Below are 13,076 nucleotides of genomic sequence, written 5' to 3'. Positions count from 1 at the left end.
AGGTCATAGTATGACAACGACCTTCATTATTGGATATATAGTTGTAGCGGTCATTTTAGTTGGTTTAATTAACCTTCTTGTATTGAAATCTCGCAAGAAGTCGTCTAAGAACCAAACTAAGGGACAACATGTAAATGAAGAATCTAAAAGTCAAAGTAATCCATCTAAATTTAAAATAAGTGACTTAGAACGAGAAAATATCTCGAATGAAAGAACTTCTTCTCATCGTGACGAAGAAGCCTCTCGTCACTTAGATGATGAAGATAATGCACATCGCTTTGATAATGATAAAAGAAAAAATCGTTTTGAAAGTGAACAAGATCAACAAGCCAGTTCAATAGAAAATATGCATCCTGAACAAAAACAAGCATCACAGCCTTTATATCATACAGATGATGCAAGTGAAGATAATAAGGATGACAGAGATGTTAATAACCAACATCTCCCTAAAAATTCAATTTATGAACCGATTAATCCTGATTCTCAAGAAGGACGCGTAAATGAACGTATCAAAAAGCAAGAATCAGATTTCGTATTCGGCAAAAATATTACAAGAGGTAAAATTTTAACGGCGATGCTGTTTGGTATGTTTATTGCCATCTTAAACCAAACATTACTTAACGTAGCATTACCTAAGATTAATACCGAGTTTAATATCTCTGCATCAACTGGACAATGGTTGATGACAGGATTCATGTTAGTGAATGGTATCTTGATTCCAATTAGTGCTTTCTTATTCAATAAATATTCTTATCGTAGATTATTTATTATAGCGTTGGTATTATTCACAATCGGTTCACTTGTATGTGCGATTTCAACTAACTTCCCTATGATGATGGGCGGACGTGTACTACAAGCAATTGGTGCCGGTGTGTTAATGCCATTAGGTTCTAATGTAATCGTTACTATTTTCCCACCTGAAAAACGTGGGGTAGCTATGGGTACAATGGGTATCGCCATGATCCTAGCACCAGCGATTGGCCCTACACTTTCAGGTTACATTGTTCAAAACTACCACTGGAACGTTATGTTCTATGGTATGTTCGCATTAGGTGTAGTAGCAATTATCTTTGGTAATTTCTGGTTCAGACTTTACCAAAAAACTACAAACCCTAAAGCCGATTATCAAGGTATTGTTTATAGTACAATCGGCTTCGGTGCTTTATTATACGGCTTCAGTGAAGCTGGTAATAAAGGTTGGGGCTCATTTGAAATTGTTACAATGTTTATTATTGGGGTAGTATTCATTGCAGCATTCGTTATTCGTGAATTGACGATGAGAGCTCCAATGTTGAATCTTGAAGTATTAAAATCTTCAACATTCACGCTTACAACGATTATTAACATGGTTGTAATGATGAGTTTATTTGGTGGTATGATTTTACTACCAATCTACTTACAAAACCTACGAGGTTTCTCTGCTCTTGATTCAGGTTTACTATTATTACCTGGTTCATTAGTGATGGGTGTTCTAGGCCCAATTACTGGTAAATTACTAGATACAATCGGTTTGAAACCATTAGCTTTATTTGGTATAGCAATAATGGCTTACGGAACTTGGGAACTTACGAAATTAAATATGGATACACCTTATTTCCATATTATGGGAATTTACGTAGTTCGTTCATTCGGTATGGCATTCGTAATGATGCCTTTAATGACAGCAGCTATCAATGCTTTACCACCACGCTTAATTTCTCATGGTAATGCATTCTTAAATACGATGAGACAATTAGCTGGTTCAATTGGTACAGCTATTCTTGTTACTGTTATGACTACACAAACAACTAACCATGTCGCTGCATTCGCGAGTGATTTAGATAAAACGAATCCAGTTATTCAAGATAGTGTACGTCAGATGGCAGCAGAATACGGTGGTCAATCTGGAGCGTTACAAGTTATCATGAAATATGTTAATCAATTAGCAACAATTCAAGGTATTAATGATGCGTTCTGGATTGCAACTGGTTTAGCTGTATTAGCGTTAATTTTAAGTTTATTCTTAAAAGGTAAAAAAGGCGCTGACGCTGAGCATGATAGAATGATGCACGCTGAAGGAAGTAAATTTAAATAAAATTGTGTTGTGGGGACATGATTTTTAAAGTATCGGTACACCTGTTGGAGGGTTATCGATACTTTTTTTATTAAAAAGAGAACTTATCAACAAAATCTTAGAATTACTAAAGATTTTGTAGACAAGTTCCCATTTCAATATATTTAACGTAAGCGTGGATAACGGTTTCTAAAGAAAAGACTAATAATTAATAAAGCGAGGCTACTCACTAATAAAATCAAAGCATTATGAATGGCATCTGCTTCCACAATAATTTGATTAGCATTAATATTTAAAGCATAGCTTTGTAATTTATCGGCAATTCGTTGCCCAATCATCTGAATAGCATAGCTAAAGTAAAGTGACATTACAAGTAGTATAGTAATCACAATAAAGTTGAGTATCTTTAGTAATGTACGGTTAAATATAATCGTGATGATTGCGATAATCATACTTAAAATGACAAGCATAAAGTAAACATTAAAAATTAGAACAAGGCGATTAGTAATATCTTCAAAATTAGCTAATTGGCTTAAATTAATATTTAACGCACCAATTTGAGTGACTGTATCTTGAAGTGTTTTTATTTGTTCATAGTTAACCGGTTGGTCGGCAAATACAAGATTAAATATAGGTTGTTTATACATACTATAGCCCGTAATACCTATGAGTATTAAAACAATAAATTGAATTATCAAACTAATCCATGATCTTTTTTTCTTCACTTTACGTTGAGAACGAATGAAATGGTTGTTGTAAATATCACTCTTCTCATCGTAATGATTTTTTTTAATATCTGGCATTTTGTAACTCCTTTGTCATCATTCATTTGTTTTCTAAGATTGACTAATTTATACTAGATTTAATATGTTGAGATTGAGAATATATCAACTGATTTCATGTCACATCAATGATGAGTATCTCAATCCCTAACTTAAAGCACATCTTCTTTATTATATCGCTTTTTAAACACCATGTAATGACGTTTTAAACATTTATCAATAATAAGTATAAGGTAGGTTAGATAATATATGAGATCACGTATGGTAAATAGAATCATAAATAAATATTTACTGCATAATCGCTCAATTTTGTTTAAAAATCAAGATGATTTTGACGCATTTATGAGTAAACGTAAGGATATTAATAGAGCGAAACATAAACAACCCTCAACTCTAAATGTAAAAGCAAACTTAGATAAATTATCTTTAGGTGATATGCAAGTATTTCGATTTAACTTCCGACATGAAACGAAGAAGAAAATATTGTATATTCACGGTGGTTATAATACCTTACAACCTTCTCCATTTCACTGGAGATTTATGGATAAACTTGCGCTAAATACACTATATGAAGTGGTCTTACCTATTTATCCTAAGACGCCTGAATATCATATTAATGATACGTTTAAAGCTATCGATGACGTGTATGAGTCACTTTTAGAAGAGGTTGACCCCAAACATATTGTTATTATGGGTGACGGCACGGGAGGAGCGTTAGCACTTAGTTACGTGCAACGTCTTTTAGAACAAGAACGAGCACTTCCTAATAGAGTATATCTCATTTCTCCAATGTTAGATGCGACGATGACGAACCATCAAATTACTGAAGACTTAGTCAATAAAGATCGTTTCGTAAATATTGAAGGCCTACAACGTATTTTAAATCAATGGAGTGAGGGAGATGCGCTAGCAAACCCGCTTATCTCGCCAATTTATGGTTCGTTAAATGGATTACCACCGATAGTTATGTTTGGTGCTGGAAAAGAAATTTACTATCCTGATATGCAACGTTTAGCGTATTTACTTGAAGAAGTAAATCAACCAGTTCAATTTTTCGAATACCCTAAAATGTTCCATGACTTCGCGTTGTTTCCTATACATGAGTCTCATAAAGTAATTAAACAAATTACAAAGACGATTGATAATGAATAAAAGTGCGTGAGTTTTAATTATAAAGATCCAATTGAAAATTAAACACTTCAATTGGATCTTCACTTATATTCAGCTTTTAAAATCTGTGGCTACATGATTAATTTGAGTAATAATATTTTCTTGTCCTAAATAATGATAATACTCATCTAATGATTTCTCGATGTTGAATTGTACGTTATTTAAATGTTTTAATACGCCCATTAAATTTAATTGGCTATCACTTAAATTTGTATAATACACTTTTAGTTCGTTTATAAGGGTTGATTCCTCATTCGTTTCTTCTACCATCTTTTGTACCGCTTCAATGGCCTGCTTTTGTCCCTGATAATAACTAATATTAAACGCTCTTTTTAATAATTCCTGGCTTGGACCATTTATATATAATTGTTTCGTAGAATTTATTTCAATTAGATTTACTTTTAATTCATCATTTAAATCATATATCTTATTCAATATCTCGTCTTTTAGTGTATATGACATAGCTATTTATTCTCCTTTGTCGGAATACCTATTTGATGACCTAATTGTTTAGGCCACTCTACATCGCCTTGTGCTTTATAATAACTTTCTATTTGCTCTTTATACTTTTTAGGAAAAGGGGCTGCACGGCGACTGCCTGTATCTATTCCCATCATCATAACTTCATTTGTGGCAGCTAGCATATCATTGTCCTTGTAAAGCATTAAAAAGAAATGGACACGTTTCTCATCATAATCGTAAATTCTAACTTCAATGCGATAGGGTGTATTTAAAGATAGCTCGGATAAGTAAGTAGTATGTTCTTCTAATGAAAAGGTTGTATAATTATATCGTTCTCTTTCTTCTAGCGATAGTCCGTGATTGTAGTTGAAATCGCTAATCGCTTCACTAAATACATCATTGTATTTAGCATCATGCATATGGTGATTATGATCAATTTGGGATGCTTCAACTCTTTTATTAATAGTAAATACATGATTCATAATAATTACCTCGCTTAATAATCGTTATATGTTTATTTTACTAAATAAAAATATCGCTTACACAATATTTAATTCATGATAGAATGTAAGACGTATAGTGATGCAGGAGGTAACCTTAGAAATGACAATGACAATTCGATATCAAACTACTAGTCAATCACTAACTCAAGTTGATACAGTAAAAAACATACCTGACGATGCCACTATCGTATGGTTTGATTTTGAAGATGTGTCTGAAGAAGAAAATAACTATTTAACTAATAATTTTAATTTCAATTACTTAGAGTTAGAAGATGCCATTACTGGTGTTCCACGAGTTAAATATAAAGCTTACAAAACTTATCAATATCTTGTCTTTCATAGTATGTATAAAGATGATTTTTCGCCTATCGCGTTAAATGTCTTTGTGAATGAAAAAGTTCTTGTTACATATCATCAAAATCATTTCGAATCTTTAAATGAAGTAGCGAAGATGAATTCAAAACATCACGATCCTGATTTAGATTGTGCCGATATTGTGATTCATATTTTAGATATGATGGTGGATAAATACTTCGATTTTGTCTATACCATTGAAGAAAAGACCTATAATTTTGAGGCAGCTCATGTCGATGATACGCAGAGTAAAAAGGTAATGGACAATGTTTTCCAAATACGTTCAGATTTAATTAAAATCAAAAGGGTATTATTCCCTATGCAAGAATTAGTAAATACCATTAAAACTGAAGATAATTTAATTGTCGATAGTAAACATTCCATGTATATTCAACATATTGATGACCATTTGATTAAGCAAAACAATATTATTCGTACATCTCAAGAATGGCTAATGAGATTAGAGAGAATTTCGAATCTTATTCTTCCTTTAGAATGAATAGTATTATGCAAGTACTCACGCTTGTATCCGTTATTTTCTCGCCATTAACATTTATTGCCGGAGTATATGGTATGAACTTTGAATATACGCCAGAATTAAAGTGGCAATATAGTTATCCAATATGTATGCTAATAATGTTAGTGATTGCGATTGCTTTGATTATCTTTTTCAAACGAAAAAAATGGTTTTAATATAAATAGTTATGAATTTAAACTAAGCAAAGGTAGGTACGTGTATGAGTGATTTTCAAAGAGAACAGAGGAAAAATGAACATGTTGAAATAGCTATGGCACAACATGATGCCCCTCAATCCGATTTTGACCGTGTAAGGTTTGTGCATCATTCTATTCCTAATATAAATGTTGACCAAGTTGACTTAACAAGTAACACTACAAATTTCGACATGAAGTATCCATTATATATTAATGCCATGACAGGTGGTAGTGAGTGGACTAAGCAAATTAATGAGAAGCTTGCAGTAGTAGCACGCGAAACAGGTTTAGCGATGGCAGTAGGTTCAACACATGCTGCGCTTAGAAATCCTAAAATGGCTGAATCGTTTAGTATTGCTCGTGAAACGAACCCAGAAGGTATAATCTTTAGTAATGTAGGGGCGGATGTTCCAGTAGATAAAGCGATTGAAGCGGTGAGTTTATTAGATGCTCAAGCGTTACAAATTCATGTTAATGCGCCACAAGAACTCGTTATGCCTGAAGGTAACCGTGAGTTCTCTACATGGTTAGATAATGTAGCAGCTATTGTTCAGCGTGTAGACGTTCCTGTGATTATTAAAGAAGTTGGCTTTGGCATGAGTAAAGAACTTTATAAAGATTTAATCGATGTAGGTGTTACATACGTAGACGTGAGCGGAAGAGGCGGTACGAATTTCGTTACGATCGAAAATGAACGTCGCTCCAATAAAGATATGGATTATTTAGCTAATTGGGGTCAGTCTACTGTAGAATCATTACTCGAAAGCACGGCTTACCAAGATTCGCTGAATGTTTTAGCAAGTGGTGGTGTACGCACTCCATTAGATGTAGTGAAAAGCTTAGCCCTAGGTGCAAAAGCAGTAGGTATGTCACGTCCATTTTTAAACCAAGTTGAAAATGGTGGCATTACTAAAACAATCGAATATGTAGAAGACTTTATTGAACATATAAAATCAATTATGACTATGGTAGATGCGAAAGACATTAATGAACTAAAACAAAGTAAACTTGTATTTGACCATAAATTATTATCATGGATTGAGCAACGAGGGTTAGATATCCATAGAGGTTAGTGTAGAATAATACGAAGTTTTACGTAGATTTAAAGGCTTTATTATTTTATCTTGCTAAGATTAACTAGCCATAAATGAAAGACTGAGAGCAGTTTGGACCGCTCCCAGTCTTTTTTATACTTATATTAGCGAGTATGTCATTACATACCAAAGATGTTCATAAAGCCCATAACAATTGGGACCCCTGCTAAGTCAATTAAGAAAGCACCGACGATAGGGACGACTAAATACGCTTTAGGTGAACTTCCATATTTGCTTGTAATGACATCTAAATTAGCCATAGCATTTGGTGTAGCGCCTAATCCATGACCAATGAAACCGCCGGCCATTACGGCAGCATCATAATCCTTACCAAGCACTCTAAATAAAATAAAGAACGCGAATAGTGAGATAAAGATAACTTGTACTAAGACAATCGCAACTAATGGTAAGGCAAGTGAATAGACTTGCGTAAGTTGAATACTCATCAGGGCTAAGGATAAGAAGAGACCTAAAGCCACATCGCCAATTTGATCATTAAGTTTCAAATCGATAATTTGCCAATTTGCATACTCTGATATATTACGTATTGCTACGGCTACAAACATTGAACCAACATACATTGGTAAACTTTGGCCTGTTAAATTTGAGAATTGATCACCTATAAAGGTCCCCACGGCCATACAGAAAGCTATGATTGTTAACTGAATAAAGAAGACTTTAGTTGGTTTATATTTTTGATATAAAGCTTTATTTTCTTCTACCTTACTATAGTCTTTAAATGAATCATCACTATTTTCTGGTTTGAGATTATAGCGTTTAATTAATACTTTAACTAATGGACCACCAATTAATCCGCCAAACACTAGACCTAAAGTTGCTGCAGCTAGAGCAGCTGTGATAGCTGAATCAATATTGAAACTTTGTTCAAGTGTTTTACCATAAGCGGCAGCATTACCATGGCCACCTTCCATTGACATTGAACCCGCTGTTAAACCTAATAATGGTTTGATATGTAATAGTTTAGCTAATGATACTCCGATGAAATTTTGGCAAATAGCTAAAACAGCACAACATATAAAATATAGCATTAAGACTTTACCGCCAATTTTAAATAATTTAAATGAAGCACCTAAGCCAATTGTTGTAAAGAAGACCATCATGAAAAAATCTTGTATGAAACTTGCATCTAGTTTGATTTGAATAATATTAAATGTATCTAACACCGCGACTAATATAGCAAATAGTAAACCACCGATAACTGGAGGCGGGATACATATTCTTTGTAAGAATGAAACATGATTGACTATGAATTCGCCTAATAGAAACAAAAGACAAGCGAGACATAGTGTGGTCACTGCATCCAATTCCAATTTTAATTCCCCCTTTATTTACGCGTAATTTCTTAGATTTTATATCACTTTTTGAAAGCGCTATAAAACTCCATAAATAACATTATACATACAAAAAATATATATTTCTATTATGCCAATTATATTTTTGGAATCTAAAGAAGAATTTAGATAGTTTCACATTTACTATTAATTCGAAAAATTATTAATTTATGGGAACTTAAATTGTGATTAGATTAAACATTAAGAGATAAGGATTCAAACCTTTTCTTAGATATTAAATTTTTGAGATAGAGTGTTACTTCCAAGTATCACCGGGTTGGACGCAATCAGATTTACGCATGTGAGATACATAAGGATTGCCTTTAACAGTATAGCGTAATGGTTTAGCTGTCCATTCACCCTTATTTGGTATGCCAATTCGTGTACTTTCAACTATCTCGATAGGATATTTTCTATTTTTTTCATCAATAGAAAGTCGACAGTCGTTAAGCGTCGAGCCATCAATTGCTCTAGGGATATTAAAGGCTTTCGTCCATTTACCAGGTCCATTGGTTATCTCGAAACCTGTCTTATTACGATTGCGTTGCATCGCGTTAATACCATCTTCGGGTTCTATTGCACGTATTAGTACACCTTCAGGCACTCCCTCGCTACGCGTAACGAAATTGATTAGTAAGTGTGTATGCATAACATGACCATAAATAGTCCCACCATTTTTATATAAGGAGGTTACCTTAGGTGTTTGTTTGCCACCAAAACCATGGGCAGCTTGATCATTAAAGCCTAAATATGCTTCTGTTTCAACGATATATCCAGTATAGGTTTCAAATTCATCTTTATAGATAACTTTCACGCCGAGTAATGCTTTAGCAGTTTCAATAGTTGGTTGTGAAATGAAATTCATTCTTTGCCTTCTTTCTTGGAAAATAAAAAAGCGCTCTAAATCAAGTAGTTATGACTAGAGCGTGATGATTAAAATATATTATTATAACAATTATAGTTGAATTTAAAGAAGAAATAAAATAAGGAACTTTATTTAAGCCTATGTCATATATATTTGACTCATATTATGATTTAGTTGTAAAATTAAATAAACGGGAGAAGTGAGGGAAAGTGAACAGAGTTAAATTTTATCGTGGCGTCAAGAAAATTTCGCAACTAGAACTTGCACGTGCAATTGGCGTATCACGTCAGACAATTAATATGATTGAAAATAATAAGTATAACCCTTCGTTAAAATTATGTATTAACATTGCTAAAACATTAGGCGTAACACTAGATGATCTATTTTGGGAAGATGACGGATAACTACTATTAAACATATAAACCTAAGAAACTTGTTTAATCAATTGAGTTTCATATACACAACTTTGAATTGCAAAAGTAAAGTAGGGGGCACGAAATCAATGACTGATGAGCTATTGTATAAACAGTTTCAAACTTTAAAAGCAGAACTAGGAATTATAAGTTTGAATTTTTTATGTGCAATGACTTTTTTTGCTATGTTTAGCGACATACAAAATGAATTCTTATCGCCATTATTTATTGGGAGTGTCGTACTAATTATAATAATTGCTTGTAAATTGACGATTCGCTCTGAAACAGCAGATAACATATTTATTTATGTTGATAATGAAAAGGATAAAAGAACGCTTAATCGGCGCTCAATTATCAAACGAATAATATTTTTCTTTATATGGATGACCTACATCATTGTAATCACAAATATTGTTACACCTATGATCTATCAACATGGCCAATTTGAGTGGGTGGTTACTCCTACATCAATGATTTTCATTCCAGCTTTTGCCATTATCTTAATCTTTATTAAAGATAAACGGATTAAATATAGTGACGCACCTCTTCCAAGTATTGAAGAGCGAGATGCCAATCCTAAAGGGATAGTTAATCTAATCCCTAATTACAGATACGCCGATGAACAACAAAAGATGGTGATTACTAAAGCTTATGCTTCAGTTTTTAAATGGATTATGGCCGGTTTGAGTATAATCACTATTGTAGATTTAGTGGTTGAATTAGTGATGCAACAATTACCAATTGGCGGCATGATTACATTGGCTTTTTTAGTTATTACTTTAGTTATATATGTGGCTAACGCGAAGAAGTTAAAGACCTTACTAAAAGAATATTGAGCATTATTAAACGCTATCTTTTAAAAATTTTAAGAGATAGCGTTTTCATTTTTTAATTTATATAAAATCTATGGAATATTAATAAAAAAAGTGTAACAATATGTATGTGAAAAAGTCAGTGCTTAAAAAATTAATTAGATAAAGGTAGTTATGAGTTGTTACAATAATGCTAACTTAACTAAAAGTTGGAGGATATCTTAATGCTTTATTCAATCTTTATCTTTTTATTAGCAGGTCTCTGTGAGATTGGTGGTGGCTATCTAATTTGGTTGTGGTTAAGGGAAGGACAATCAAGTTGGTTAGGATTTATCGGTGGGGCTGTATTAATTATGTATGGCATCATCGCAACATTTCAGTCATTTCCGACATTCGGTCGAGTCTACGCAGCATATGGCGGAGTCTTTATAGTCATGAGTATATTATGGGCGTACGTCGTCGATAAACAAGCACCTGATAAGTATGATCTCTTAGGTGCACTTATCTGTATTATTGGTGTATTAGTCATGATCTTACCGAACAGAACCTGATTAAGCGTGTTAAGAGGGAGACGTAAGTAATGATAGTTGAAGTAGAAAAGCAAAGACATGGTATTGACTTAATTAAAATTGACAACAACGACACAAATATTGTATTCACGAATTATGGCGCTCGAATTGTATCATGGAAATATCATGATAATAACATCATATTGGGAAATAAAGTAGAAGCGGATGAATTTTATCCTTCTAACCCATATCATTTTGGTGCAACAATCGGTCGCTACGCAGGACGCATTGGGAATGCTACATTTAAATTAAATGGTCATGATTATAAACTAGAAGCGAATGATACCCCTCATCAGCTTCATGGTGGCAGTCATGGTTTGGATAATAGATTGTTTGAGTATGACATCCAAGATAATATTACAAACATCAAACTTACATTTACCATTCAATTAAAGTCTGAAGAGGATGGCTATCCGGGAGACATGATGATAAAAGTTATCCATACATATGATGTAGAACATCGTTGGACAGTTGAATATAAAGCACAATCAACTGAAGACACAGTATTTAACCCAACGAATCATGTGTACTTTAATTTAAATCGCGATAATAATGTCATTGATAACCATAAGATTACGAGTACTAAGCTCAATATGTACCCAATAGATGAAACACATCTTGTGGCCAATGCTCAACCTATTGATTTATTGAAAACATTGAATAGCGATAGCGTATGTTTTAAAGATATTTTTAATTCTGATAATGAGCAACTTAAACAACAAATTGAACCGTTAAATGGTTTAGATCACCCATTTGACATAGGGAATCAAGAGCTAACGATGGAGAATAACGAATTTGCCTTACATTTAGAAACGACAATGCCTAACGTCGTTATATTTACTTTTAATGATACGACAAAGTGGCAAAGTGATTTTAATATTTATAAGGCGCATTCAGGCGTAACTTTGGAAACGCAATGTTTACCGAATGATATTAATATTTATAATAATAAAGCACGATCTATCTTAAAAGCTGATGAAGAATTTTATTCAAAAACAACTTATCAAATATCTGAAAAGGAAAGTGAGAATGATATCTAACGTTATATTAAAGACATCATAGCCACACTTCCAAAGTTAAACAATTTATATACTAACGCGAGAATAGCGTATAAATCCTAAAATAATAGCGTAGAGATGATGCAGTGCTAATCATCTTTACGCTTCTCTTTTTATCCATGCCTCGTATTGTTTGGCTCGCCTTACCTAGGGGGCATAACAGAAATCTAATGTAATTTATAACATGACTCAACTTATACTGTCACTTAAAATTTTAACGCATTAGTTTTAAGTTTTTGGAGCTTATCGACACGTTTTTCAGATAAGTAAGGATTTTTTAGTGCATAATTTAAACGTTCGATGTTCTTACGATCATTATAGTAAATATCGTTTGATTCTTGAACAGACAGACGTGTAGAGGCTTCAGCTTCTTGAATTAGTTCGAGATTATCATTAGCGCTGACATATCCTTCTTGTAAGACTCTAAAATAAAATCCTGTCTTGCCTGAACGGCTCATTCGCTTGACTAAGTCAGGAATACCATATTTTGTTTGTATCTTCCAACACGGTTCACGCATTTCTGAAACCTCAATTATTGCCTCGCCTAACTGATATTGGTTACCATAATAAACACTAGATTCATCTAAGTCTTCTAATGTTAAATTTTCCCCAAACATCGCATACTCTGGTAAATGAGCTAAATCTTCTTGATACATAGTATAGTTCGCTTTACTGAAACTACACAGCGCTTTATGAAGGCCGCCATGATCTTTATATGCTTGTTCATCTTCTACAAAGCCCGTGTTTGATAACCACATTTTTCCTGAAAAAGGAACTTTATTTAAGGCAGAAAGCATCTCGCGCTTTTGCCCATAGTCTAATTTTTCAATCTTCCCCGTAGAAATAGCATATATAGGTATCATTGTTTAACCTCC

Annotated in this window: 13 protein-coding genes and 1 pseudogene; 8 read left to right on the top strand and 6 right to left on the bottom strand. The window is 33.3% G+C overall.

Going from position 1 to position 13,076, the window contains the following annotated elements:
- The first annotated feature begins 10 nt into the window (after positions 1-10).
- On the top strand, positions 11-2,074 hold the full coding sequence (locus CD147_RS01910; RefSeq protein ID WP_103165760.1) for a DHA2 family efflux MFS transporter permease subunit: 2,064 nt from the start codon (positions 11-13) through the stop codon (positions 2,072-2,074).
- Positions 2,075-2,217: 143 nt separating this feature from the next.
- Here the strand turns inward: CD147_RS01910 and CD147_RS01905 are convergent, their stop codons facing one another.
- On the bottom strand, positions 2,218-2,856 hold the full coding sequence (locus CD147_RS01905) for a hypothetical protein (RefSeq protein WP_103165759.1): 639 nt from the start codon (positions 2,854-2,856) through the stop codon (positions 2,218-2,220).
- A 228-nt stretch (positions 2,857-3,084) separates the two neighbouring features.
- Between CD147_RS01905 and CD147_RS01900 the strand changes: the two genes are divergently transcribed.
- Positions 3,085-3,987: an alpha/beta hydrolase fold domain-containing protein gene (locus CD147_RS01900; RefSeq protein ID WP_103165758.1), complete on the top strand. Its 903-nt coding sequence runs from the start codon at positions 3,085-3,087 to the stop codon at positions 3,985-3,987.
- Between the two features lie 69 nt (positions 3,988-4,056).
- Here CD147_RS01900 and CD147_RS01895 read toward each other — a convergent pair whose 3' ends face one another.
- Both CD147_RS01895 and CD147_RS01890 read right to left on the bottom strand, forming a co-directional pair.
- Positions 4,057-4,467: a hypothetical protein gene (locus CD147_RS01895; RefSeq protein WP_103165757.1), complete on the bottom strand. Its 411-nt coding sequence runs from the start codon at positions 4,465-4,467 to the stop codon at positions 4,057-4,059.
- A gap of 2 nt (positions 4,468-4,469) precedes the next feature.
- Positions 4,470-4,949: a thioesterase family protein gene (locus CD147_RS01890; protein ID WP_103165756.1), complete on the bottom strand. Its 480-nt coding sequence runs from the start codon at positions 4,947-4,949 to the stop codon at positions 4,470-4,472.
- Between the two features lie 100 nt (positions 4,950-5,049).
- Here CD147_RS01890 and corA point away from each other — a divergent pair.
- Both corA and fni read left to right on the top strand, forming a co-directional pair.
- A pseudogene (gene corA / locus CD147_RS01885) lies at positions 5,050-6,017 on the top strand (magnesium/cobalt transporter CorA).
- A gap of 44 nt (positions 6,018-6,061) precedes the next feature.
- A complete protein-coding gene (fni, locus tag CD147_RS01880) occupies positions 6,062-7,111 on the top strand; it encodes a type 2 isopentenyl-diphosphate Delta-isomerase (RefSeq protein ID WP_103165755.1) in 1,050 nt (349 codons plus the stop codon).
- Positions 7,112-7,251: 140 nt separating this feature from the next.
- Here the strand turns inward: fni and gltS are convergent, their stop codons facing one another.
- Complete coding sequence (gene gltS / locus CD147_RS01875) at positions 7,252-8,463, bottom strand: sodium/glutamate symporter (RefSeq protein WP_103165754.1); 1,212 nt, start codon at positions 8,461-8,463, stop codon at positions 7,252-7,254.
- Between the two features lie 277 nt (positions 8,464-8,740).
- Positions 8,741-9,349, bottom strand: coding sequence for a DNA-3-methyladenine glycosylase (locus CD147_RS01870; RefSeq protein WP_103165753.1), 609 nt, complete (start codon positions 9,347-9,349; stop codon positions 8,741-8,743).
- A gap of 209 nt (positions 9,350-9,558) precedes the next feature.
- Between CD147_RS01870 and CD147_RS01865 the strand changes: the two genes are divergently transcribed.
- The 4 genes from CD147_RS01865 (at position 9,559) to CD147_RS01850 (ending at position 12,183) form a co-directional block, all read left to right on the top strand.
- On the top strand, positions 9,559-9,753 hold the full coding sequence (locus CD147_RS01865; protein ID WP_103165752.1) for a helix-turn-helix transcriptional regulator: 195 nt from the start codon (positions 9,559-9,561) through the stop codon (positions 9,751-9,753).
- Between the two features lie 98 nt (positions 9,754-9,851).
- Complete coding sequence (locus tag CD147_RS01860) at positions 9,852-10,598, top strand: hypothetical protein (protein ID WP_103165751.1); 747 nt, start codon at positions 9,852-9,854, stop codon at positions 10,596-10,598.
- A gap of 200 nt (positions 10,599-10,798) precedes the next feature.
- The gene (locus tag CD147_RS01855) at positions 10,799-11,125 is read left to right on the top strand and encodes a YnfA family protein (protein ID WP_103165750.1); all 327 of its coding nucleotides are present in this window, start codon (positions 10,799-10,801) and stop codon (positions 11,123-11,125) included.
- A gap of 29 nt (positions 11,126-11,154) precedes the next feature.
- A complete protein-coding gene (locus CD147_RS01850) occupies positions 11,155-12,183 on the top strand; it encodes an aldose epimerase family protein (RefSeq protein WP_103165749.1) in 1,029 nt (342 codons plus the stop codon).
- A gap of 224 nt (positions 12,184-12,407) precedes the next feature.
- Here the strand turns inward: CD147_RS01850 and CD147_RS01845 are convergent, their stop codons facing one another.
- Entirely contained in the window at positions 12,408-13,064 is a 657-nt protein-coding gene (locus CD147_RS01845; RefSeq protein WP_103165748.1) for an MOSC domain-containing protein, read from the bottom strand.
- Positions 13,065-13,076: the final 12 nt, after the last annotated feature.

Source organism: Staphylococcus devriesei, from assembly GCF_002902625.1.
Classification (GTDB): domain Bacteria; phylum Bacillota; class Bacilli; order Staphylococcales; family Staphylococcaceae; genus Staphylococcus; species Staphylococcus devriesei.
This window is presented reverse-complemented; position numbering and strand designations above follow the sequence as displayed.

Excerpts from the sequence above, each read along its gene's own strand:
- CD147_RS01910 (WP_103165760.1), top strand. The coding sequence starts at position 11 with ATGACAACGACCTTCATTATTGGATATATAGTTGTAGCGGTCATTTTA.
- CD147_RS01905 (WP_103165759.1), bottom strand. The coding sequence starts at position 2,856 with ATGCCAGATATTAAAAAAAATCATTACGATGAGAAGAGTGATATTTAC.
- CD147_RS01900 (WP_103165758.1), top strand. The coding sequence starts at position 3,085 with ATGAGATCACGTATGGTAAATAGAATCATAAATAAATATTTACTGCAT.
- CD147_RS01895 (WP_103165757.1), bottom strand. The coding sequence starts at position 4,467 with ATGTCATATACACTAAAAGACGAGATATTGAATAAGATATATGATTTA.
- CD147_RS01890 (WP_103165756.1), bottom strand. The coding sequence starts at position 4,949 with ATGAATCATGTATTTACTATTAATAAAAGAGTTGAAGCATCCCAAATT.
- fni (WP_103165755.1), top strand. The coding sequence starts at position 6,062 with ATGAGTGATTTTCAAAGAGAACAGAGGAAAAATGAACATGTTGAAATA.
- CD147_RS01870 (WP_103165753.1), bottom strand. The coding sequence starts at position 9,349 with ATGAATTTCATTTCACAACCAACTATTGAAACTGCTAAAGCATTACTC.
- CD147_RS01860 (WP_103165751.1), top strand. The coding sequence starts at position 9,852 with ATGACTGATGAGCTATTGTATAAACAGTTTCAAACTTTAAAAGCAGAA.
- CD147_RS01855 (WP_103165750.1), top strand. The coding sequence starts at position 10,799 with ATGCTTTATTCAATCTTTATCTTTTTATTAGCAGGTCTCTGTGAGATT.
- CD147_RS01850 (WP_103165749.1), top strand. The coding sequence starts at position 11,155 with ATGATAGTTGAAGTAGAAAAGCAAAGACATGGTATTGACTTAATTAAA.
- CD147_RS01845 (WP_103165748.1), bottom strand. The coding sequence starts at position 13,064 with ATGATACCTATATATGCTATTTCTACGGGGAAGATTGAAAAATTAGAC.